Here is a 22,570-nt window from a genome sequence, read left to right on the forward strand (position 1 = left end):
TTAAGGAAGCCCCCATGACACATCTATGGATTCGCGCTGAAAGTCGCCAAAATGAAGAACGCGTCGGGATTACCCCCGAAGGCGTGGCCAAATTGATCGCTCGCGGCTTTCAAGTCACCTTTGAGGACAGCGCTACGCGGATCATGCCCAGCGCACCTTTTGCCGAAGCCGGTGCCGAGATTGCAGCCGAAGGCAGCTGGCCTGAGGCCCCGCGCGATGCCATTGTCTTTGGGCTCAAGGAGTTGCCCGAAGCCGATACCCCGTTGATCCATCGCCACATCATGTTCGGCCACGCTTACAAAGGCCAAGAGGCCGGAGCGCGGTTGCTGAAACGGTTCGCTGCCGGTGGTGGCACCCTGTATGATCTGGAGTATCTGGTTGAGGCAAACGGCCGCCGGGTTGCTGCCTTTGGATATTGGGCAGGCTACGCAGGTGCCGCAGTTTCTCTGTTGGCTTGGGCAGCACAAAAACAGGGTGGCACATGTCCTCCGGTTTCGACATGGCCGAACTCGGACAGCCTGCAGGCCGAGCTTTCGACCGCGCTGGACCGGACAAAACTGGACCGTCCGAATGCGATTGTTATCGGTGCATTGGGGCGGGTTGGAACCGGAGCGCGCGATCTGTGCAAACAGATGGGTGTTGTAACAACGGATTGGGATTTAGCCGAAACCGCCAGCGGCGGCCCTTTCCCGCAAATTCTGGAACACGATCTGTTCTTTAACTGTATCCTGGCAGCGCCCGGCTGTCCGGTATTTGTACCAGCAAGCGCCAAAACTGATCCACGGCGGCTGTCAGTCATTGGCGATGTCGCCTGTGACCCGCAAAGCGAATTTTCCCCGATCAAGGTCTATGGCCTAGAAACGACGTGGGAAAATCCAGTCACGCGGGCCTATGATGCGCCGCCTTTGGACGTAATGGCCATCGACAACCTGCCTTCGCTTCTACCGTTGGAATCAAGCATTGATTTTGCCGGTCAGTTGTTGCCCCACCTTGAAACGCTGGACGATCTAGACAGCGGCGTTTGGGGACGGGCCTTTGAAACATATTCGCAGCACAAGCCTGAGGTTTAAATCATGACAATCCATTGGTGTGGCACCGGCCTGTCGGCCATTCCCGGCCTGCGCAGGCTGATCGAGGCGGGCCATCCCGTCACCGTCTGGAACCGGACAACCGCCAAGGCCGCCGAGGCCGTGGGCGATCTGACCCAAGACATTCGTGCCTTTGACATCACCGCGCTTGGTTCAGAGCTGAAGCCAGAAGACATCGTCGTGTCCATGTTGCCCGGCGACTGGCATGTGCCACTGGCCGAATTGGCCATCGCCAAAGGGGCGCATTTTGTGTCCTCCAGCTACATCGCGCCGGAAATGCGTGATCTGGACAGCAAAGCCCGCGCCGCAGGGGTCCGGGTGATCAACGAAGTTGGCCTTGATCCGGGCATTGATCACCTAATGGCCCATGCCTTGATCGCCGATTACAAAGCCTCTGCCGCGTATAACGTGAGCAATGCGATCAGCTTCACATCCTATTGCGGTGGCGTTCCCAAAATCGCCAATGCCTTTCGCTACAAATTCAGCTGGGCACCCGTTGGGGTTCTCAAGGCCCTGCGTTCGCCTTCACGCTCAATTCGGCATTTTTCGGAGTTGAACGTCTCCAAGCCATGGGATGCGATCAGCCGCTATGATGCCCCACTTGCCGCGCCCGAAAGCTTTGAGGTCTATCCAAACCGCGATTCCTTGCCGTTTATGGAGGAATATGGCTTTGACCCGAAATGGCCGGTCAAGGATTTCGTCCGCGGGACGTTGCGGCTGAACGGCTGGGCTGACGCATGGAAAGACATCTTCGCAGAGGCCGGTACGGCCACCGACGAACGCCTTGCCGAAATTGCGGATCAATTGCTGGCCGATAACGCCTATAATGAGGGCGAGCCGGACCGCGTGATTATGTGTGTATCGCTTAGCGCCGAAAAAGACGGTGTACCAGTGTGGCACAAAACCTATGTCATGGATGCTTGGGGCGATGTGCGCGGAACCGCCATGGCCCGACTGGTGTCGGTACCCGTCTCTTTGGCCGTTGAAGCGGTGTTGAACCGCGAAGTGCCTGTAGGTGTGATGGCAGCACCGTCAGATCCAAAACTGGTCAGCCGCTGGATGGACGAAGTGCAAGTTTTGGCCCAAGACCTGATGATTGTGGATCATCTTTGATCTCGGATGCGAGGGGCCAGCCCCTCGCGCTCCCCGGAGTTTATTTGGCAAGATGAAGGGTAAAAGAGGTTAGCCGTGGTTCAAAAACACCTAGCCTTGGCCAAGTTTGGGGGCAGGTTTGTCCAAAACCAGATCCGCATCCGAAAACTTTATCGGGGTGCGGATACCGGGAATGCCTTGTGGTTCAATTTGCATACCGCGCGCCTGTATCTGCGGGTCGGCAAACACATCCGCCATATCGTTGATCGGACCTGCTGGAACCCCTTGGGCTTCGCAGGCTGCAAGCAAATCCGCTTTGGTCATTTGCACAGTTGCCCCCGACAGGCGTACGGTCATCGCATCTCGATTGGCAACCCGATCAGAGTTTTTAAAATAGGCCGGATCATCCGCCATATCCCCTAAGCCCAAAAGCCCGCAAAGCCGCTGATACTGACCGTCATTGCCTGTCGCAATGATGATATGGCCATCCGCGCAATCGAAGACCTGATAAGGGGTCAGGTTCGGATGGTAGTTTCCTGTCCGGCCCGGAGGGGTTCCGGTGCTCAGGTAGTTCATGGCTTGGTTGGCCATTGCCCCCACGGCGCAATCAAGCAACGACATATCCACGTGTTGGCCGCGGCCAGTGCGTTCGCGTTGATGCAGCGCCGACAAGATACCGGTGACGGAATACAGCCCCGTGAACAAATCCGTAATCGCAACACCTGCGCGCTGCGGTTGTCCGTCAGGGTCGCCAGTGATCGACATGAAGCCGCTCATCCCCTGAATGATGTAGTCGTATCCCGCGCGATGGGCATAGGGCCCGTCTTGGCCGAAACCTGTGATCGAGCAATAAATCAGGCGAGGATTGATGTCAGACAGGCTTTCATAATCCATGCCATATTTCTTCAGGCCGTCCAGCTTGAAGTTTTCGATCAAGATGTCTGCTTCGGCCACAAGTTCGCGCATCCGGATTTGGCCGTCAGGACTGGTCAAATCGACAATCTCAGAGGCTTTGCCGCGATTGCACGAATGAAAATAGGCCGCCGAGGTTTCACCATCGCGCTCAATGAACGGAGGCCCCCACTGGCGGGTATCATCGCCAGCAGGAGATTCGATTTTAATGACTTCGGCACCAAGATCAGCCAAGGTCTGGCCGGCCCAAGGGCCTGCCAGAATGCGCGCAAGCTCAATGACTTTCACACCCTCTAGCGGGCCGCGAGGGGCCGAAACAGATTTGGTCGTCATTCTGCCAGTTTTTCGTCCAGAACCACTTTGAAGTCGGCGTAGCTCATGTTCGAATATTTTTCGCCATTGATGATGAACGACGGTGTCGATTCGATTTCATGCTCGGTTACGTTTTGCTGATACCAGCCCACCAATGTTTTGAGCTTTTCACCGTCGGTCAAGCAGGCGTCGATTTGCGCGCTTTCCATGCCGGCCAGACGGCCAACTTTGCGCAATTCATCTGCAATGCCGGCTTCTGATCCTGCACGGGCCCAAGTGCTTTGCCCCTTCATCATCAGATCAGTCACGCCAAAGAATTTATCCGGCCCGTCGCACCGTGCAATCAGCGATGCCCACATGCCGTATTTGTCGAAGTAGACTTCGCGGAAGGTAAACCCGATCTTGCCTGTATCGATATAGTCCGCCTTAATTTGCTTATAGGCCCCGTCATGGAATGTCGCGCAATGCGGGCAGGTGAAGGACGCATATTCAATGATCTGGACAGACGCATCAGCGTTGCCCTGAATCATGTCAATAACAGCAGAGGTATCCACATCAGCCGTCTGCGCCGAAGCTGCGCCCGGCAGCGCAGTTGAACCCGCGCCTGCGCCCTGTGTCATGTACCACGCACCACCAGCGACCAAAGCCAGCACCGCAGCACCAACTGGAAGGATCTTGTTCATCATTCTTGCCTCTTCCTAACTATGTGGCTCCGGGGCTCAGGCCCGGTTGCCTTTCGATATGACATTTGTAGCGAGCTGTTCAAGCGCTGCCCGCAGGCCATCGTCAGCAATATCGTGGGTGACGGCCTGTGCTTCGGCAACGGTTTCAGGGGTTGGTTTCGCTTTTTCGGCCGCTTTGCGACGATGGACAAAATCCACCTGCCCTTCAGCAAAACCGGTGGCAGCGGTTTGGGTGATGCGAATTCGGGCAATGGCGTTATAGCCATAGACCCCGTTGATTCGATCCCGCAGCTCTTCGCGTTTCATTTGCAGCAGGGGGGCGTTGGCACCGTTGGTCAAAACAGACAGTGTTGCCCCGAATCCACCGCGCCCGTAACTGATTTCCACGGGGCGCGACATTGCAGCAATATCACTGCCCACGATCTCTTCCCAATGGGTCAGAACACGGCTTTGCGCAAATCCACGGCTTTCGGACGCGGCGCGGACTTGCTTTTGCAGCAGGTTCGACGTGCGGGCAAAGCCATATGTGGTTGTCTTGCGCTTCGACATGGTGTGAATCCCTTTCGCAGGCGCTATTGTATCTGTCACAACAATGGGTGCCAGCCCTCATATGATGAAATAAAGGAAACTCACCATTGCGTGAATTGCCGAGAGCAGATGATTTGTTGGTCTGGTACGACCGCCATGCGCGAGCAATGCCCTGGCGCGTCCCGCCTGCCGCACGTCAAGCCGGTGTCACACCCGATCCCTATCGGGTCTGGATGTCCGAAATCATGTTGCAACAAACCACTGTCGCCGCAGTAAAAAGCTATTTCGAGACCTTTACCGAGCGTTGGCCAACTGTCACGGATCTTGCCGGTGCCGCAGACGAAGACGTGATGGCCGCTTGGGCCGGACTTGGCTACTACGCCCGCGCCCGCAACCTGCTGAAATGCGCGCGGGTCATTGCTGAAGACTATGGCGGCAGCTTTCCGCGCGAACATGCTGATTTACTGTTGCTTCCGGGGGTCGGCCCCTACACGGCTGCGGCCGTTTCCTCGATCGCCTACGATGCGCCGGAAACTGTGCTGGATGGCAATGTCGAACGTGTGATGGCGCGTATTTTTAACGACCACACGCCCTTGCCGCAGGCCAAACCCGTGTTTCATAACTATGCATCCAGCCTAACCCCGCCCCTCCGTCCGGGCGACTATGCACAGGCCGTGATGGATTTGGGGGCCACAATCTGCACCCCCAAAAATCCAGCATGCGGGCTGTGCCCATGGCGATCCAATTGCGCCGCATGGGCTGAGGGAACCGCAGCCGAACTGCCGAAGAAAATGCCGAAGAAACGCAAACCGACCCGGCTTGGCATCGCCTATCTGGCCAAACGGGTGGATGGCGCATGGCTGTTGGAACGCCGCCCAGACAAGGGGTTGCTTGGCGGCATGCTGGGGTGGCCCGGTTCCGACTGGGGGGATGCCCCAACCGAGGCTCCGCCGATCCGGGCTCAATGGAAGGAAACCACCGCTGAAGCGCGCCACACTTTTACGCATTTCCATCTGCGATTGACGGTAAAAACCGCCTTGGTGCCCATGGACCGCGCACCCGATCGCGGCGAATTTGTCGAACCGAATGTATTTGAACGCGATGACCTGCCAACTGTGATGCGCAAAGCCTATGATCTTGGCAAGGGCAGCTAACACTTTGACGCGACGCAAAAGCTTGCCTTGAGCGGTTGTTGCCGTCAGGGTGGCCGCGTATTGACCGGAGACTCGCCATGACGCCCGCCAAACAGGTCGCGCAATTCAGCTCGGCTTTGCCGTTTTTCTTGTCCTTCGTCCTAATTCCATTGGTTTGGATCGGGGCCGTGATGGGCGGATGGTGGCTACTCATCACTCCGCTGGTCACATGGTACTTGTTTTCTGCCATCGACCTTCTGGTGGGTCTGAACACCGAAAACGCCGACCTTGAAACTTCGGACGGTCAGTTGTTTTGGTACAAATCACTGACGCAAATCTGGGTACCGTTGCAGTTCATCACCATGATGGGCTTGATCGCCTACACCGTGCGGGCTGACCATCTGAACGGTTGGGAAGTATTTGGCGTCATGTTCGGCGTCGGCGTTATGAGCGGCACTGTTGGCATCGTCTATGCGCACGAACTCATGCACCAACGAAACAGGTATGAGCGCCTGCTGGGTGACCTGCTGATGGCTATGGTGCTTTATTCACACTTCAGATCCGAACATTTGCTGGTGCATCACCGCTATGTTGGCACCCCGCGCGATCCGGTCACGGCACGATACAACGAGGGATTCCACCGCTTTTACCCACGGGTGCTGCGTGAATGTCTGGTGTCGGCTTTCAAGGCTGAAAAGGATATGCTGGCGCGGAAAAGCCTGCCGTGGCACCATAAATCCAACCCGTTTTGGAAGTATTGGGGCCTGCAACTTGCGATGCTTCTGTGTGCCTTCATCGTGGGCGGCTGGCTTGGCGTTCTGCTTTTTGCGCTCCAGGCCGTTGTCGCGGTGTGGCAGCTAGAGGTGGTTAATTACGTCGAACACTATGGCCTGACTCGCAAGTACTTGGGCGACGGCAAATATGAACACGTCAAACCGCATCACAGCTGGAATTCAGCGCACAAAGCCACCAACTGGCTGATGATCAATTTGCAGCGCCATTCGGACCACCACTACAAGCCAGACCGGCGTTTTCCCTTGCTACAGAACTATTCAGACGCCGAAGCGCCCCAATTGCCGCACGGGTATCCCTTTATGTCTGTTTGCGCGATGATGCCGCCACTTTGGAAGCGGGTGATGAACCCCAAAGTCAAACATTGGAGGCAGACCTATTATCCGGAAATCTCCGATTGGTCCGACTATAACAAGCTGAGCACCCAGCCCCCGCGCTAGAAGCGAATTTTCGCCGAAAATTCGATGCCTGCCTCAATGGTCGCACCAAGCCTTGGCTGGGGTGACAAGCCGTGTATGTAACGCTAGAAGGCCCGCAAACACGTCCCTTTTTGCTCAAGGAATACATCATGACGACTCTGGTATTTGGCCATAAATCCCCCGACACAGACAGCACCGGCAGCCCAATCATCTGGGCTTGGTATCTCAACGAAATCAAAGGCGGCGATGCCGAAGCTGTGTTGCTCGGAGAGCCCAACACAGAAGCCGCATGGTTGCTGCAGCGCTGGGATCTGCCCAAGCCGCGCATTATCACTGACGTTGAAGACGGACAGGCCTGTGTCATCGTTGACACCAACAACCCCGCCGAATTGCCCGCCAATATCAATGGTGCCGACGTTCAGGCGATCATCGACCACCACAAGCTTGTCGGCGGTCTGGAAACCAAAGGCCCAATCGACATCACAATCCGTCCGTTGGCTTGCACAGCGACCATCATGTATGACCTGATGAGTGATGACGTTGCCAAAATGCCCGATTGGGTCAAAGGCGCTGCACTGACCTGCATCCTGTCCGACACACTGGAATTCCGTTCGCCCACAACAACAGGCCGTGACCGCGAAGTTGTGGCAGCATTGGCTGCCGATCTCGGTGTGAATGTTACTGAGTATGCCGCAGAAATGTTTGCTGCGAAATCTGACGTGTCTGCCTTTTCTGACGCCGACCTGATCCGCATGGACAGCAAGGAATACGCCGTTGACGGTGTGAAGTTCCGCGTATCTGTTCTGGAAACAACAGCGCCCAACATCCCACTGGACCGCAAAGCATCCATCATGGAAACCTTCGCTACGGTTCAATCCGAAGACGGTGTTGATCAAGTTCTGCTATTCGTTGTCGACATCCTCAAGGAAGAAGCAACCTTGCTGATCCCCAACGACGTGATCAAAGGCGTTGCCGAGAAAAGCTTTGGCGCGACTGTCGATGGCGACACTGTTGTTCTGCCCGGCATCATGAGCCGCAAAAAACAGATCATCCCAAACCTCAAAGTCTGAGTGTTCTTTGCGGGGGGACATCCCCCCGCAACCTTCGCCCGAAGGGCGTTCAATTCGGTGCTTTGAACGGTATCGCGCGGCCCAGTTCAACACCCTCAGGTGATAGCTTGCAATCAAAGCATAGCACTTCGACCCCATTACCGGTCGCAATAGAAAACGCTTGCGCGTAGGCTTGGTCAATATCTGACGCCAATGTCATTTCACGGCAATCTGTGCGCTGGACAAGATAGAGCATGACAGCCCGCTGCCCATCTTGTGCAAGTTTCGAAAGCTCTCCCAGATGTTTGGTTCCGCGCGCCGTCACGCTGTCCGGAAATTCGGCCAGCCCGTTTTGACGCGACAACGTCACAGACTTGACTTCGACCCAAGCATCGCGCCTCCCCTGACCTGTTAGCAGAAAATCAATCCGGCTGTTCTCTCCATATTTCATCTCGGGCCGCACCGCATCATATCCGGTCAAGCCCGGAACACTGCCTGCCATCAGGGCTGCTTTGAGCATTTTGTTGGGCACGCCCGTGTCGACCCCGATAAAGTCACCGCTTGCCGTTTCACTGAGCCGCCACGCGAATTTCAGTTTGCGTTTGGGATTGTCATTTGGCTCCAGCCAGACCTTCGTGCCCGGTTCCTTCATCCCCAGCATGCTGCCGGGATTGGCAACATGGGCAGTGATCTCTTGTCCATCTGCCAGCTGGCAATCCGCCAAAAAACGTTTGTAGCGGCGGACCAGAGTAGCGGGGATCAGGGGGGCGTCAAATTGCATGGCACCGGTGTACCGGTTCATAAAGCGCAAAGAAACCGTGTTGTGGGGCTGCGCCCCCTTGTCCGGCGCGGTCATAAGTCTATCGTAGATGCAGAGAATAAAGGAAGCCGACCATGACCAATCCCCGCGCCGCCATGCTTGTTATCGGCGATGAAATCCTGTCAGGGCGCACCCGTGATGCCAATATGTTTTATCTGGCTGGTGAGCTGACCAAACAGGGGATCGATCTGACCGAAGTGCGCATTGTCAGCGATGATCAAACAGCAATTGTTGATGCATTAAACGCCCTGCGTCAGTCTTATGACGTGGTGGTTACATCCGGCGGGATTGGCCCGACCCATGACGACATCACTGCCGATTGCGTGGCGCTAGCCTTTGGTGTTCCGGTGGATGTACGCGACGACGCACGCGCCCTGTTGCAAGCCCACTATGATCGTCAGGGGGCCGAACTGAACACAGCCCGTTTGCGCATGGCCCGCATTCCCGACGGCGCAACGCTGATCGACAATCCAGTCTCTATTGCGCCCGGTTTCAGTCTTGAGAACGTGCATGTTATGGCCGGAGTGCCCGCGGTGTTTCAGGCAATGGTCGCCAGCCTGCTGCCCAACTTGACCGGAGGCGCGCCGCTGCTCAGCCAATCGCTGCGAATTTTTCGCGGCGAGGGGGAAATCGCGGAACCGCTGGGCAAACTGGCGCAAGAGTTTTCAGAGCTGTCCATTGGGTCCTATCCCTTTCAAAAAGACGGTATTTACGGGGCAAATATCGTCATTCGCGGGGCCGACGGAGCCATGGTCGATCGGGCGATGGCCAAACTGGCGACGCTTTTCCCAACGTAGAAAAACCGCTGCTTCAGGCAAAAAACACCTGCTGCAAAGCCCCGCATAGACAGGGCGAAGATTGAGGGCCATAAACGGGTTGTGACGACATATAACTCCCCTGATTTACCCACCCCCGAACGCTTGTTCGACGCGGTTGATGGTACTTGGCCGGCCGCTGCCAAAGTTGCTGCCGGACCTTGGATGCTGCGCGAGGGGCGCGGTGGCGGTAAACGCGTGTCAGCGGCAACTGTACGCGCCGAATGGCACCCTGATGATCTAAGCGCAGCCGAAACTGCCATGAGGTTTATGGGCCAACAGCCTTTGTTCATGATTCAAAATGACCAAGAACCGCTGGACAGTGCCTTGGCCGAACGCGGCTATGATACGGTAGATTCGACCAATATCCGCCTCGCTCCGGTCAGCACACTGACCGACCTTGCCCTGCCTCCGGTCACTGCTTTTTCGGTGTGGGAGCCATTGGCCGTCATGCTGGAAATCTGGGATGAAGGCGGGATTGACGCGCCGCGCCTGCGCGTGATGGACCGCTGCAAGGGTCCGAAAACAGGGTTGTTCGGGCGTGTCAGCGACCGCCCCGCCGGATCCGGCTTTTGCGCCATTCATGATGGAATTGCCTTGGTTCATGCGCTTGAAATCCGCGAAGAACATCGCGGCAAGGGTCTTGGGGTCTGGATGATGCGCTGTGCTGCCATTTGGGCAGAACGTCAGGGCGCGCAATGGATCGGGGCCTTGGTCACCGTGGCGAATGAGCCAGCAAACGGTTTGTACGCTGCGTTAAATCTGGAAACCGTGGGCCGCTATCACTATCGCACCCTGAAAGATGCCGAAAACGAGGACATATGACCAAGGACCTGCCAACCGCTCTCAACCTGCCGATGGTTGATCCGCTGCCCGCTGACACACAAAAATACTTCGACATTTGCCAAGACAAACTGGGCATGATCCCGAATGTTTTGCAGGCCTATGCGTTTGACGTGGAAAAGCTGAACAGCTTCACTGCCCTCTATAACGAACTGATGCTGGCCAACAGCGGACTGAGCAAACTGGAACGCGAAATGATCGCGGTTGCAGTCTCTTCGATCAACAAGTGTTTCTATTGTCTGACCGCACATGGTGCCGCCGTACGCGAATTGTCCGGTGACCCCATGCTGGGTGAAATGATGGTGATGAACTGGCGCGCGGCAGATCTAAGCCCCCGACATCACGCGATGCTGGAATTTTCAGAAAAGATGACAAAGGCCAGCGCTGAAATCGTCGAGGCGGATCGCGAAAAACTGCGCGAGGCCGGATTTACTGATCGCGACATTTGGGACATCGCAAATGTGGCGGGCTTTTTCAACATGACCAATCGCGTTGCCAGTGCCACCGATATGCGGCCAAATGATGAATATCACGCTCAGTCTCGCTAAGCTTGGCTTGCTTATGGTTTGGGCAGCCCCTGCATTCGCGCAGGATCTGTCCTTGCCTCTGGGCACCGAACTCACCCGCGAGGTTGTTCAAAAGCAAGGGGCCTACCCGCTGCCAGTCGGGCCGTGGGAAGAGGAAACGGGCATAGAAACCCAACGGATCGAAGGATCGGTTCAGGCGCAATCATGGCGGATTGATGCCGCTGGATTGACTCCCTTGCAATTGATGATGCCGCTTCGCGAACAGTTGCGCGACGCCAGCTTTGATATTGCTCTGGATTGCATAGCTGCCGATTGCGGCGGGTTTGATTTCCGGTTTCAAACCTTTGTGCTGCCCGCGCCCGATATGTTTGTTGATCTAACGGACTTTCATTTCCTGTCCGCCACTGGGCCTTCTGGGCAAGCCGTGTCTATTCTGACCAGCAAGGACAAAAACGCGGGCTTTGTTCAGATCATTCGCGCCGGTGAAACGGGCGGCATTGTTCAGGCGACCGCACCGCCTCTGCGTCCCGCTGGAACCGCTGCCGTTGGCATTGCGGCCCAGTTGGAAAGTCAGGGGCGCGCCGTCTTGGGGGACCTTGAGTTTCAAACAGGCTCTGCATCGCTTGGAGATGGTGAAGTGGCCTCGCTTGAGGCACTTGCGGATTATTTGGAAGACAATCCATCACGGCGTATCTTGTTCGTCGGACATACAGATGCCGTCGGGTCGCTTGAAGGCAATCAGGCCCTGTCGCGCCAAAGGGCAGAGGCGGCTGTTACCTATCTTAGCACCCGCCGCACGATTCCGGCGTCGCAAATTGGTGCGGATGGTGTTGGCTACCTTGCCCCCATAGCCAGCAATTTGACGGCCGAAGGACGGGAAACCAATCGGCGGGTCGAGGCAATTTTAATTTCCACTCAGTAGCGAGCAGGTAGAACGGAAAAACCCGGACCAAATGGCCCGGGTGATAGGTGGCCCAACAACACGGGCGAGGGACGTTCGGAAATTACCAGACCTGTGGGCCTTTTTCAGCAAAGGCATGCACGAGAAAATCGATAAAGGCGCGCACTTTGGGCTGGGTAAAGCGGCCTGGTGGATAGACTGCATAGATACCTTGGGTTTCTTGCGGCAGCTCGGGGATCGCATCCTCGACCAGACCGGCTTCCATGGCTTCGTGATAGAGGTAGGACGGCAGGTACGCGATGCCGAGGCCGGCAACACAGGCATTCAAAAGCGATTGACCATCGTTGACCGTCAACCAACCAGCGGTGCGCACTTGGCGCTTTTCACCGGAAGGGGCCGTCAGTTTCCAAACATTGCCCGAAGATTGGTTCGAATAATGCAGCAACTTGTGCTCGTTCAGGTCATCGATCCGCTGCGGACGGCCATATTTCTCGAAATAGGCAGGCGAGGCGATCATGCGTTTGGTGGTCTCGGTCAACTTACGGGCTCGCAAAGTGCTGTCTTCCAGCTCTCCGATGCGGATCGCCATATCGAACCCTTCGGAAATCAGTTCAACATAGCGGTTGTTGAGAACCATATTGACGGTGATGTCAGGGAATTCAGCAAGGAATTCACCCAGCTCAGGGCTTAGGTGATTCACGCCGAAATCAGTTGCCACGCTGATCCGCAGCAGGCCAGACGGCGCGCTTTGCATTGAGGTGACCAAAGCGTCGGCTTCGCCTGCATCATTGAGAACCCTGCGCGCCCGGTCATAATAAGCCAGACCGATCTCGGTCGGGCTTACCCGCCGGGTGGTGCGGTTCAGCAGACGCGCTCCAAGGCGGGCCTCCAGCGATGACACGTGCTTTGAGACAGCGGATTTTGAAATCCCCATCTTCTTGGCAGCGTCCGTAAAGCCACCTTGATCCACCACTGTGGCGAACGCTTCCATTTCCGTCAGGCGGTCCATGCGAGAGTCCCTTCTCATCTATTTCTTAGGATGAGTTTTGCTGGGACAATCGGGCAGGACTGGGGCAGCGGCGCGACAATATCGGGGTTTTATTGGTCAGTGTTCTTGGATGGGAAACAAGCTCAGACCCAGATAATCACCGCAGCAATCCAAAGCGGCAAGGTCACAGCTGCCAGAAGCGTTGACTGCGCAATCAAGGTCGCAACCAGTTTACGATCCGCCCCGAAGCTTGAGGCCAAGACATGCGCCGCAGACGCCGTGGGGAGCGCAGAAAACACGACCAATACACCTGCCAGTGAGGGGTCCACATCCAAGGCCAGACAAGCCGAAAATGTCAGCGCCGGCAACGCCACCAGTCTGACACCGCACAAAATGGCACTGAACCGGTCAAGCCGGGCCAAGGCACGCCAATCCATCGTGGCCCCTATAGAGATCAAAGCAACAGGAATGGCCGCCTGAGACAGCATTTCAATGGGGGCCAGCACCGGTGCAGGGATTGTCCAGCCCGACAGACCAACCAGAACCCCTGAAACCGAGGCCAGTAGAAACGGGTTCAGCGCGATCCGTTTGACCGTCGCTCCGAACCCCAAACTACCGCCGCGGGACAGCGCCGATACGGCAAGCAAATTGGCCATCGGGATCCCCATACCGATAGCAACTGCCAAAATCCCCAAATCGGCATCCGGCAATATCGCCACCGCAATGAACCCCATTGCGGTATTGAACCGCCAGGCAACCTGCCAGCCACCGGCAAAGTCTAAGAACCTCTCGGGCCCATAGCGCCGTGCGCTATAGCCAAGCACCATCCCTGCCCCCAAAATGATCCACACAGCCGGCCCGATGCGCGCGACATCGACCAAGGCAATCGGCCGGCCAGAGGCTGCTACAAAGATCAGAGCCGGAAAGAGGATCTCAAAATTCAGACGATCCAGCCCCTGCCACGCATTTTCACTGAGGCGATTGCGCAGAAGCCCGCCCAAGATAACCATCAGGAAGGAGGGCAAAAGGCCTTGCAAAATTGTGACAAAAATCATCCCAAAGGTTCCCGATGCTACTCCTTCGTTGGCAAACACCAAATGGAGAAGCGGCGCAAGCACGCAGTTCTCGCCGTTAGGACGACTCAATGATTCATGTTACGCTCATCTTATTGAACACATTTTGAACTGGAGCCGAACATGATTTTTCGTACTGCCCTTACGGTCCTAGCCCTTACTCTTGCCAACCCGCTTGTCGCAGAACAAGGCGGCGAAACCCCGGCCCCTGAAGGCGCAGCCGTCTATTTCGCCAATATCGCTGATGGTGACACAGTCAAAAGCCCGGTAACCGTTGTGTTTGGGCTTAGCGGTATGGGCGTCGCCCCTGCGGGCGTCGAAAAGGACGGCACTGGCCATCACCACTTGTTTATTGATCGCCCGCCGCTTGGCATGGGCGAGGACGGCAAAGAAGAGATGATGATGGGATTGCCCTCAGATGAGAACCACAAGCATTTTGGTGGTGGGCAAACGCAAGTCACGCTGGATCTGGCCCCGGGCAAGCATACACTCCAACTGGTGATGGGGGATGCAGGCCATGTTCCACACAGTTCGCCGGTGACATCTGAGGTCATCACAATCATGGTCGAATAAGTCGGGCCTCACCGACTTAAGAAATGAAAACGCGGCCCGGATCAGCAGGCCGCGTTTTTTTTACGTCTTATGGGGCCGGATTCTGCCGCGTCTCTGGCGACTTGGCAGGCGGCGCAGGCCGACTGGCCGCCCCTGCCATCCGTGCCAAAATCCCTGGGCCCTTTTCCTGTTCAGGCCCAAACCAGTCTTCGTTGCGTGTGGCAAACATCGTCAGGGCAATCGCAAAGAAGGCCAAGGTTGATCCCGCCAAAAGCGCATAGTCAGCACTATCAAGGATCAGATACAGCACAGCATAAACAACGACCAAAACTGCGCCCAAGACCAACGCCCTTCGCCCCAGCTTCATCGCCACCGCACCAAAACCGGTCAGCAAGGCTATCGTTGCCCCCGCAGACACGGCATAGGCCGCCGCAAAACCGATTTGTTCGGCATAGGCCACCATCAACAACACAAACACTGACTGCGTGAGCCCGACCAGAATATACTGGACAGCATGGACCGGCCTGCCGCTGCCACGTTCAATCAACAAGATTGTCAGAAAGGTCAGTGCGATGAACAAGATGCCATAGTTGGCGGCGCGGTATGCTTTTTGGTAGAAATCATTCGGCTCTATGTAGCGCACGCCAAAGCCCGAAACAGTGCGCGCGGCATCTGCCATCGGTTCCCGCCCTGCTTGCGGCAGCGGCCTTGCCAAATGCGGGATGGACCAATTGGCGCTAAAACCTGTTTCTGTCACCTCGTGGCCATCCGGCAAGAACGCGCCGCTAAAGGACGGATGCGGCCAATCGCCGGTCATCGTGACATGGCTGTCAAGACCAACGGGCGTCACCATCAGGCTTTGCGCACCGTTCAAGCCAAGGGCCAACGCATAGGCTTGGTGTCCGCGTGGATCCCCTGTTCGGGCGGTGAACCCGTGCCGGCCAGACATCGGTGCCAACGGCAACGCAGCCCCATCGGCAACAATCTCGGCCTTGCCGCGCAACGCCTTGTTGTTGGACACCTCCACCTCGATCCGCGCATCATCCCAAAGCAGGGTTTCATTGTCCGCCAATTGCGTCTGCGCACCGGACAGATCAAAGTCAAAACCCATCTCGACGCTGGCTTGGTAGACAGGCACCTGAAAGATCCCCCGCGCCCGCATTTGGGTTTGCGTCGAAAGCTGCGCGTCAAAGCCTTTGGGCAACAAATAGACCGGGTCTGAGGCTTTGATCACAGTCTCTTCAAAACGCTCTTTCAGGTCTTCTCCGGTTTCAGGGTGCGTCATGACCAATCCGGTGACAGGGTCAACCTTGGGCCGCGCTGTGATAGTCCTGACTTCGCGTTCGACCGGGATGACCAGAAACGGGCCGGACAGCGTCTGTTGCCCGCCCCATTCCATTCCGACATTTCGAATGGTGTCCTGAGAGTAATGTTTGCGCGAATTGATAACTTCGCCCGCAAAAAACAGCGGGATGAACATCAGCAAAACAAGGATGCCAACAACGATAAAGCGTCTGCCCGGCGATTTTAACATGGGGTTCCCAGCATGGATCTTCCTCTGAAATGAAAACCGCCCCAGTCTTGGCACCGGGGCGATTCAGAACTTGATCAGAAGTTGAGCAGAGTTTTCGAAAAATTACGAGGCGCCAAAGCTGACAGCCAAACGTACCCCCTGATCGATTGCACGTTTTGCGTCCAATTCAGCCGCTACGTCTGCGCCGCCAATCACATGTGCCGTGATACCTTTGGTCGCCAGAGCGTCAGCAAGGCTGCGCTCACTCAGCTGGCCCGCGCATAGGATGACGTTATCGCAAGCAATGATTTCGGGATTTTCACGGGCCTCGCCAAAGGAGATATGCAGACCCGCGTCATCGATGCGTTCATAGTTCACGCCCGCCTTCATCTGCACGTTTTTCATCTGCAATGCCGCGCGGTGAATCCAGCCGGTGGTTTTGCCCAAACGCTTGCCCGGTTTCTCAGCCTTGCGCTGCAACACCGTCACTTCGCGAATCGCGGGTTCTGGCTGCGGACCTTCGGGGGCCAAACCGCCGCGTGCCTCTTCGGGGTCGGTGACCCCCCATTCGCGCATCCATTCGGGCAGGTTTTCGGTGGGGCTAACGCCGGTCACAAGGAATTCCGCCACATCATAGCCGATGCCGCCTGCCCCAATAACCGCAACCTTTTTGCCGACTTCCACTTTGTTGCGAAGGACATCTATATAGGTCAGCACCTTGGCATGATCCTGCCCGTCGATGCCAGGATCACGCGGGGTAACACCCGTGGCCACAACAACTTCGTCAAAACCGGCCAGATCATCCGCCGTGACCTCTTTGCCCAATTCGGTTTTCACTCCGGTTTCGGCAACCATGGTTCGGAACCAATCGACCAGCCCCCAGAATTCCTCTTTTCCGGGAACTTGTTTGGCCATGTTTAGCTGACCGCCCACGTCGGGTGCCCGATCAAACAAAGTGACGTCATGACCGACCTGCGCCGCGGTTGTCGCCACGGCCAGTCCGGCCGGACCGGCACCGACAACAGCAACCTTTTTGGGGTTGGTTGTCATCGACAATTCAATCTGCGTCTCAAAGGCCGCTCGTGGATTGACCAGACAGGTCGAAACCTTGCCTGCAAATGTGTGGTCCAGACAGGCCTGATTGCAGGCAATACACGGTGCGATCGTATCTGCCCTACCTTCCGCCGCCTTTGCCACAAACTGCGAATCCGCCAAAAAGGGGCGCGCCAATGACACCATGTCGGCGCAGCCTCCGGCCAGCACATCTTCGGCCACCTCAGGGGAATTGATGCGATTCGAGGTGATAACCGGAATACCCACCTTACCCATCAGTTTTTTGGTCACCCAAGCAAAGGCACGGCGTGGAACACTTGTGGCAATGGTGGGAATGCGGGCTTCGTGCCATCCGATTCCGGTATTGAGGATGGTCGCACCGGCTTTTTCGATCTCTTGCGCCAATTGCACCACTTCTGCGTGGGTGGACCCATTTGGCACAAGATCAATCATCGACAGGCGGTAAATCACGATGAATTCAGGGCCAACAGCCGCACGCACCCGTTTGACCACTTCGATTGGCAGGCGCATGCGGTTTTCATAGGAGCCGCCCCAGCGGTCGGTCCGTTTATTGACATGCGTGACCAAGAACTGGTTGAGGAAGTACCCTTCCGAGCCCATCACTTCGACCCCGTCATATCCCGCGCGCTTGGCTTGGGCGGCAGCATGCGCAATGTCGGCGATTTGTTTTTCAATGCCGTCTTCATCCAGCTCGACCGGAGGGAATGGCGAGATTGGAGATTTGACCGGACTGGCCGAAACGCATTTGGGACCATAGGCATAGCGCCCCGCGTGCAAGATCTGCATGGCGATCTTGCCACCGCCATCATGCACACGGTCCGTAATCACTTTGTGGTTGGCGATGTCGGTGTCGGTGAACAAACCGGCAGCGCCCGGAAAAACACCGCCTTCTTCGTTTGGGGACATGCCGCCCGTCACGATCAGGCCCACCCCACCCCGCGCCCGCTCTGCATAGAATTCTGCGACTGCGTTCCAGTCGCCGCGCTCTTCCAGATTGGTGTGCATGGATCCCATCAACACGCGGTTTTTCAGCGTGGTGAAACCCAAATCCAGCGGGCTTAACATTTTTGGGTAGTGGCTCATGATGGCTCCTCCTCCGATACGCGCGACGCCTTGCCTCAATGGACATTGAGCAGCGACACCCTTAGGCGCAGATCACACGATCCAATTTACCTTGTCACCGGCAACGTGGCGTCAGAAATATCTGCACGCATAATCGCAGCCGGAACCAAGCCAGCACGATACGATTTTTTACGCGCGAATTTCATTGTCTTTTTCTATTGCGAGTAAGCCATTATGCCAACTTTTGACCCAAGCTATATGCTGGACCACCTGCCAAAGATCTTCTCGACTAAAGGCAAGTTCCGGGACGCGTTTTACGGAAAACTTTTGGAACGCACACCAGAACTGGCCGTTCATTTTGAACGCTATCCAATTGCCAAGACAGACATGCTAGAGCGGTTTTTGTTCAACTTGATGCGCAGCACGGCTGGCGGCAAACCGATTTCTGATCTGGCGCAAGCCTTTGCAGCCTCACATGCCAAGTTCGATCTAAAAGAACGCCACTATGTCGCCTGCCACGAAGCGCTGATTTTTGCATTTCAAGACGTCGCACAAGGCCAAACCAACTTGCCCTCGGACGCCGAATTGAATTTTCATATGTTCTTGGAAATCGTTTTTCACGAATTGCGTAAAGCGGGGCGGCCAGGCTGACCGCCCCGAAGGGCTTTAGGCCCCAACTTTACGTGCCACAATAAAGCGGCTGATGTTCTGCTTGGGGAAGAACATCATCTCTTCGATCCTGAAACCCGCGGCCTCGATATCATCGCGCAAACGATCAGGCTTGAAGGAATGCACAGGTTTGGGGGCTTTGCCGATCCATTGCATCACTGCAATCAGCGGCATGAACCACGGCTTGCTTCCCAAGCATGGGGTTTTGGAAATAAACAATCCACCTTCGGGCAGTCTATTGCGAATATTGGCCAAAGCCACGGCTGGATCATCGACCAAATGCAGCAAATTGAACGCTGTCACAACATCATAAAGTCCGGCCCCGGCATCACTTGCCGTCTCTTGCTCGAACCTGACATTTGCCACCCCCTGAGCAGCGGCTTTGCCTTTGGCGATACGGATCATTTCACCAGAGATATCGGTGCCGGTGATTTGCCCTGCGCTATCCGCAAGCAACAACGCAGTTGACCCGGTACCGCAACCCACCTCAAGAACCGACGTGTCGGCGTTCAAGAATTCCCGCACCCGGTCCAAAGTAGCCTCATAGGCCGCTTGATTGCCAATTTTGCTGGCTGAGTATTTCTCTGCAATTTTGTCCCAAAAATCCGCTTGCTTCATTTCAAATCTCCCGCATCTGTTGACTGGATGTAGACCCAAGCCGCTTTGATTTGAATTGCCTGATATCACACAGAACCCATGCAATTTCGCATGGATTCTGTAATATAACTACCGTTTTGGCAGCACCCAATCTGGCCGCGCAAAATGGCAGGTGTAGCCATGCGGAAGGCGCTGGAGGTAATCTTGATGCTCGGCCTCAGCCTCCCAAAAATCGCCAACGGGTTCTACCTCGGTCACGACTTTCCCAGGCCATAGACCGCTGGCTTCTACATCCGCAATGGTATCCAGCGCTTCTTGGCGTTGCGTATCATTGGTGAAATAGATTGCGGATCGATAGCTTAGTCCAACGTCATTGCCCTGACGGTTCGTCGTTGTCGGGTCATGAATCTGAAAAAACAGTTCAAGTATTTTTCGAAAACTGGTTTTGGCGGGATCAAAGATAATTTCGATCCCTTCCGCATGGGTCCCGTGGTCGCGGTAGGTGGCATTGGGAACATCACCGCCGGTATAGCCGACGCGGGTCGCACTGACACCGGGCATACGGCGGATTAAGTCCTGCATGCCCCAAAAACAACCGCCAGCCAGCACTGCACGTTCGCTCATACCAGATCCTCCACTTGGCCTAGGTATGCGCCATAGCCTTCAGCCTCCATGTCATCCTTTGCAATGAACCGCAGCGCCGCCGAGTTGATGCAATACCGCAGGCCGCCTTGGTCCATCGGACCATCGGGAAAGACATGCCCAAGATGGCTGTCACCATGGCGCGACCGGACCTCGGTTCGGATCATCCCGGCACTTGTGTCGCGCAGTTCCACCACGTTATCCGGCTCGATTGCTTTAACAAAGCTCGGCCATCCACACCCCGACTCATATTTCGCAGCTGACGCAAACAACGGCTCACCGGACACGACATCGACGTAAATGCCGGTCGCTTTGTTGTCGAGATACGCTCCGGTCCCCGGACGTTCCGTGCCATTTTCCTGCGTAATCCGGTATTGCTCCGGCGTCAGTGTGTCGATCACTTCAGCCCGCTTTTCGTATGTCGTCATGCGCGTTCTCCTATTCACAGGTATTAGATGGGGCTTGCGGCTCAAATTCAAATGGCAGCGTAACACCGCTCACGACAGCTTGAGAAGACTCGCATTATCGCCGGAGCTAACTTATGTAACCCGCTTGGTAGCAGACCTATTTCTCCCAAGAACTAGGCTATTACCTGGGGCGCTGGGATGGCAGCCTAGCGCCCCTCAAGCTGTGCAATCGCCCAAGCGGCCGCATCTGCAACGGCCTCATCTGGATCATCTAGCAAACTGTGCGCCACTGAACCAAGCGCTGCATCTCCTGAATTCCCGATTGCATACAACACATTGCGCACAAATCTATCGCGCCCAATCCGTTTGATCGGAGACCCGGAAAACAACGCGCGAAACCCGGTGTCATCCAACACCGCTAAATCCGCCAACTTAGGTGCAAGCAAGTCTTCGCGGGCGTGATACTTCACCTCTGCCGCTTTTTGAGCGAACTTATTCCACGGGCAGGCAGCCAGACAATCATCACATCCGTAAATATGATTGCCCATTTTGTTGCGTAGATCTTCGGCAACCGGCCCTTTATGTTCAATCGTCAGGTAGGAAATGCACCGCCGCGCATCCACCTGATAGGGGGCCGGAAAGGCATCCGTCGGACAAACGTCCAAACAGGCATGGCAGTTACCGCAATTGTCGCGGCCAGCCGCGTCCGGCTCCATTTTGAGCGTGGTAAAAAGAGCCCCCAAAAAGAACCAAGATCCCAACTCGCGGCTCACCAAATTGGAGTGCTTGCCTTGCCACCCCAAGCCAGCCGCCATACCCAGCGCCTTTTCCGGCACTGGGGCTGTATCAACAAACACTTTGATTTCAATTTCTTCGCCGCCGCGGCGCGCTGCTTCAATCAGCCAACGCCCAAGCCTTTTCAATCGCTTCTTAGCAACATCATGATAGTCTTTGTTCTGCGCATAGACACTAATCGCGCCCCGATCACGCTGCCCCAACACCGCCCGCGGATCAAAATCAGGGCCATAATTCTCGGCCAACATAACAACGGATTGCGCCTGCGGCCACAAAACGTCCGGTGCGCCACGCCAATGTACCCGGTCCGCCATCCACCCCATCTGACCGTGATATCCAGCATCCAAAAACGCCTGCAAGCGGTCCATGACTTGTGGCACAGCATCCGGCCTACAAATTCGTGCCGCCGAAAACCCGACATCAAGAGCCTCAGCGACAAGCCGTGTTTTCAAATCGGAATCAGTCATTATTTCTTCTGTCCCCAAATATCCCAGGGGTGAATTGGCCCCACGAGCCAAGAGGGGGCTGGCCCCCTCCCACCGATCGGATCAAAAATCGAGATCGGCATAATGCGCAGGCGGCGGAAAGCCTGGCACTTGGTCTTGCAGAATCGCCCGGAACGCCGGTCGTGATTTGATCTTGGCATACCAGTCTTTGACCACCTCAGAGCGGTTCCAATCCACGTCTGAAATATAGTCCAACGAAGACAAATGCGCCGCAGCTGCAAAATCGGCCAATGTCATAGAATCGCCCGCCAACCAACGCCGATGATCTAGCAACCAAGCCATATAATCGAGATGATATTTCACAGCCTTTGCGCCGGATTTCACATTTCCGCTGTCGGGAAACCCTGCCTTCATAATCTTTTTATTCACCCGCTCGTACAACAGCTTGGCTGTCACCTCGTGGTGGAACTTGTCGTCAAACCAACTGACAATCCGGCGCACCTCGTAACGGGCATCGGTGGATTTCGGCATCAAGGATGGCTCTGGGTACTTCTCTTCGATCCATTCGCAAATCGCGGCGCTTTCAGACATAGTCTTGCCATCAATCTTGAGAACAGGCACTTTGGCAGCCGGGTTGCGGCGCAAAAAATCTGCGTCGTGTTCCCAATAGCGTTCCTCGACAAGCTCGCATTCGATCTTTTTCTCGGCAAGACTAAGCCGAACTTTTCGGCAAAATGGGGAAAGGGGAACGTGGTAGAGTTTGGCCATGTGACAGCGCGGTCCTAATACGGGGAAACACCTGTTCTACTATCCGCGAAACCGGTCGGGATTCAACTCC

24 protein-coding genes are annotated in these 22,570 nt (G+C 55.9%); 11 read left to right on the top strand and 13 right to left on the bottom strand.

Features of this window, described 5'->3' with window-relative positions; translation table 11 throughout:
• Positions 1-14 precede the first annotated feature (14 nt).
• Complete coding sequence (locus tag C8N36_RS12950) at positions 15-1,070, top strand: saccharopine dehydrogenase (protein ID WP_097805208.1); 1,056 nt, start codon at positions 15-17, stop codon at positions 1,068-1,070.
• A gap of 3 nt (positions 1,071-1,073) precedes the next feature.
• Positions 1,074-2,201, top strand: coding sequence for a saccharopine dehydrogenase family protein (locus C8N36_RS12955; RefSeq protein ID WP_097805207.1), 1,128 nt, complete (start codon positions 1,074-1,076; stop codon positions 2,199-2,201).
• Between the two features lie 90 nt (positions 2,202-2,291).
• Here the strand turns inward: C8N36_RS12955 and C8N36_RS12960 are convergent, their stop codons facing one another.
• From C8N36_RS12960 to C8N36_RS12970, 3 genes are read right to left on the bottom strand one after another with little or no spacing between them, the layout of a single operon-like run.
• On the bottom strand, positions 2,292-3,425 hold the full coding sequence (locus C8N36_RS12960) for a CaiB/BaiF CoA transferase family protein (RefSeq protein WP_097805206.1): 1,134 nt from the start codon (positions 3,423-3,425) through the stop codon (positions 2,292-2,294).
• A complete protein-coding gene (locus C8N36_RS12965) occupies positions 3,422-4,087 on the bottom strand; it encodes a DsbA family protein (protein ID WP_097805205.1) in 666 nt (221 codons plus the stop codon). Before C8N36_RS12965 ends, C8N36_RS12960 begins: the two co-directional genes overlap by 4 nt.
• Positions 4,088-4,123: 36 nt before the next feature.
• Positions 4,124-4,636, bottom strand: a complete 513-nt coding sequence (locus C8N36_RS12970; RefSeq protein ID WP_097805204.1) for a DUF721 domain-containing protein — start codon at positions 4,634-4,636, stop codon at positions 4,124-4,126.
• Positions 4,637-4,782: 146 nt separating this feature from the next.
• On the opposite strand from C8N36_RS12970, the gene C8N36_RS12975 reads away from it, so the two are divergent.
• The 3 genes from C8N36_RS12975 to C8N36_RS12985 all read left to right on the top strand — a co-directional run bounded on the left by C8N36_RS12975 (position 4,783) and on the right by C8N36_RS12985 (position 8,029).
• The gene (locus tag C8N36_RS12975; protein WP_245910808.1) at positions 4,783-5,769 is read left to right on the top strand and encodes an A/G-specific adenine glycosylase; all 987 of its coding nucleotides are present in this window, start codon (positions 4,783-4,785) and stop codon (positions 5,767-5,769) included.
• A gap of 77 nt (positions 5,770-5,846) precedes the next feature.
• Positions 5,847-6,980: an alkane 1-monooxygenase gene (locus C8N36_RS12980; RefSeq protein ID WP_097805202.1), complete on the top strand. Its 1,134-nt coding sequence runs from the start codon at positions 5,847-5,849 to the stop codon at positions 6,978-6,980.
• A gap of 128 nt (positions 6,981-7,108) precedes the next feature.
• Positions 7,109-8,029 (top strand): manganese-dependent inorganic pyrophosphatase, encoded by a 921-nt coding sequence (locus C8N36_RS12985; RefSeq protein ID WP_097805255.1) that lies wholly within the window; start codon positions 7,109-7,111, stop codon positions 8,027-8,029.
• Positions 8,030-8,078: 49 nt separating this feature from the next.
• Here the strand turns inward: C8N36_RS12985 and sfsA are convergent, their stop codons facing one another.
• Entirely contained in the window at positions 8,079-8,789 is a 711-nt protein-coding gene (sfsA, locus tag C8N36_RS12990; RefSeq protein ID WP_097805254.1) for a DNA/RNA nuclease SfsA, read from the bottom strand.
• 113 nt (positions 8,790-8,902) lie between these two features.
• On the opposite strand from sfsA, the gene C8N36_RS12995 reads away from it, so the two are divergent.
• The 4 genes from C8N36_RS12995 to C8N36_RS13010 all read left to right on the top strand — a co-directional run bounded on the left by C8N36_RS12995 (position 8,903) and on the right by C8N36_RS13010 (position 11,935).
• On the top strand, positions 8,903-9,625 hold the full coding sequence (locus C8N36_RS12995) for a competence/damage-inducible protein A (RefSeq protein WP_097805201.1): 723 nt from the start codon (positions 8,903-8,905) through the stop codon (positions 9,623-9,625).
• Positions 9,626-9,706: 81 nt separating this feature from the next.
• Positions 9,707-10,468, top strand: a complete 762-nt coding sequence (locus tag C8N36_RS13000; protein WP_245910809.1) for a GNAT family N-acetyltransferase — start codon at positions 9,707-9,709, stop codon at positions 10,466-10,468.
• Positions 10,465-11,034: a peroxidase-related enzyme gene (locus C8N36_RS13005; protein WP_097805200.1), complete on the top strand. Its 570-nt coding sequence runs from the start codon at positions 10,465-10,467 to the stop codon at positions 11,032-11,034. The genes C8N36_RS13000 and C8N36_RS13005 overlap by 4 nt, the downstream gene beginning before the upstream one ends.
• Complete coding sequence (locus C8N36_RS13010) at positions 11,006-11,935, top strand: OmpA family protein (protein WP_097805199.1); 930 nt, start codon at positions 11,006-11,008, stop codon at positions 11,933-11,935. The genes C8N36_RS13005 and C8N36_RS13010 overlap by 29 nt, the downstream gene beginning before the upstream one ends.
• Before the next feature lie 82 nt (positions 11,936-12,017).
• On the opposite strand, the gene C8N36_RS13015 is transcribed toward C8N36_RS13010, so the two are convergent.
• Both C8N36_RS13015 and C8N36_RS13020 read right to left on the bottom strand, forming a co-directional pair.
• On the bottom strand, positions 12,018-12,923 hold the full coding sequence (locus tag C8N36_RS13015) for a LysR family transcriptional regulator (RefSeq protein WP_097805198.1): 906 nt from the start codon (positions 12,921-12,923) through the stop codon (positions 12,018-12,020).
• 122 nt (positions 12,924-13,045) lie between these two features.
• Positions 13,046-13,957: an AEC family transporter gene (locus tag C8N36_RS13020; RefSeq protein WP_097805252.1), complete on the bottom strand. Its 912-nt coding sequence runs from the start codon at positions 13,955-13,957 to the stop codon at positions 13,046-13,048.
• 141 nt (positions 13,958-14,098) lie between these two features.
• On the opposite strand from C8N36_RS13020, the gene C8N36_RS13025 reads away from it, so the two are divergent.
• Entirely contained in the window at positions 14,099-14,548 is a 450-nt protein-coding gene (locus C8N36_RS13025; RefSeq protein WP_097805197.1) for a DUF4399 domain-containing protein, read from the top strand.
• Between the two features lie 67 nt (positions 14,549-14,615).
• On the opposite strand, the gene creD is transcribed toward C8N36_RS13025, so the two are convergent.
• Positions 14,616-16,061: a cell envelope integrity protein CreD gene (gene creD, locus C8N36_RS13030; protein ID WP_097805196.1), complete on the bottom strand. Its 1,446-nt coding sequence runs from the start codon at positions 16,059-16,061 to the stop codon at positions 14,616-14,618.
• Positions 16,062-16,163: 102 nt separating this feature from the next.
• A complete protein-coding gene (locus C8N36_RS13035) occupies positions 16,164-18,197 on the bottom strand; it encodes an NADPH-dependent 2,4-dienoyl-CoA reductase (RefSeq protein WP_097805195.1) in 2,034 nt (677 codons plus the stop codon).
• Positions 18,198-18,410: 213 nt separating this feature from the next.
• Here C8N36_RS13035 and C8N36_RS13040 point away from each other — a divergent pair, with 213 nt between their 5' ends.
• Positions 18,411-18,827 carry a globin family protein gene (locus C8N36_RS13040; RefSeq protein WP_097805194.1) on the top strand — a complete coding sequence of 139 codons (417 nt, stop codon included), beginning with the start codon at positions 18,411-18,413 and terminating at the stop codon, positions 18,825-18,827.
• A gap of 15 nt (positions 18,828-18,842) precedes the next feature.
• Here C8N36_RS13040 and C8N36_RS13045 read toward each other — a convergent pair whose 3' ends face one another.
• The 5 genes from C8N36_RS13045 to fzlA form a co-directional block, all read right to left on the bottom strand.
• Positions 18,843-19,463, bottom strand: a complete 621-nt coding sequence (locus tag C8N36_RS13045; protein WP_097805193.1) for a class I SAM-dependent methyltransferase — start codon at positions 19,461-19,463, stop codon at positions 18,843-18,845.
• A gap of 108 nt (positions 19,464-19,571) precedes the next feature.
• Complete coding sequence (msrA, locus tag C8N36_RS13050; protein WP_097805192.1) at positions 19,572-20,066, bottom strand: peptide-methionine (S)-S-oxide reductase MsrA; 495 nt, start codon at positions 20,064-20,066, stop codon at positions 19,572-19,574.
• Positions 20,063-20,512 (bottom strand): peptide-methionine (R)-S-oxide reductase MsrB, encoded by a 450-nt coding sequence (msrB, locus tag C8N36_RS13055; RefSeq protein WP_097805191.1) that lies wholly within the window; start codon positions 20,510-20,512, stop codon positions 20,063-20,065. The genes msrA and msrB overlap by 4 nt, the downstream gene beginning before the upstream one ends.
• A gap of 185 nt (positions 20,513-20,697) precedes the next feature.
• Positions 20,698-21,753 (bottom strand): tRNA epoxyqueuosine(34) reductase QueG, encoded by a 1,056-nt coding sequence (gene queG / locus C8N36_RS13060; RefSeq protein ID WP_176527098.1) that lies wholly within the window; start codon positions 21,751-21,753, stop codon positions 20,698-20,700.
• An 81-nt stretch (positions 21,754-21,834) separates the two neighbouring features.
• Complete coding sequence (fzlA, locus tag C8N36_RS13065) at positions 21,835-22,500, bottom strand: FtsZ-binding protein FzlA (RefSeq protein WP_097805190.1); 666 nt, start codon at positions 22,498-22,500, stop codon at positions 21,835-21,837.
• Between the last annotated feature and the right edge of the window lie 70 nt (positions 22,501-22,570).

The sequence above is a fragment of the Pelagimonas varians genome (assembly GCF_003208435.1).
Classification (GTDB): Bacteria; Pseudomonadota; Alphaproteobacteria; order Rhodobacterales; family Rhodobacteraceae; genus Pelagimonas; species Pelagimonas varians.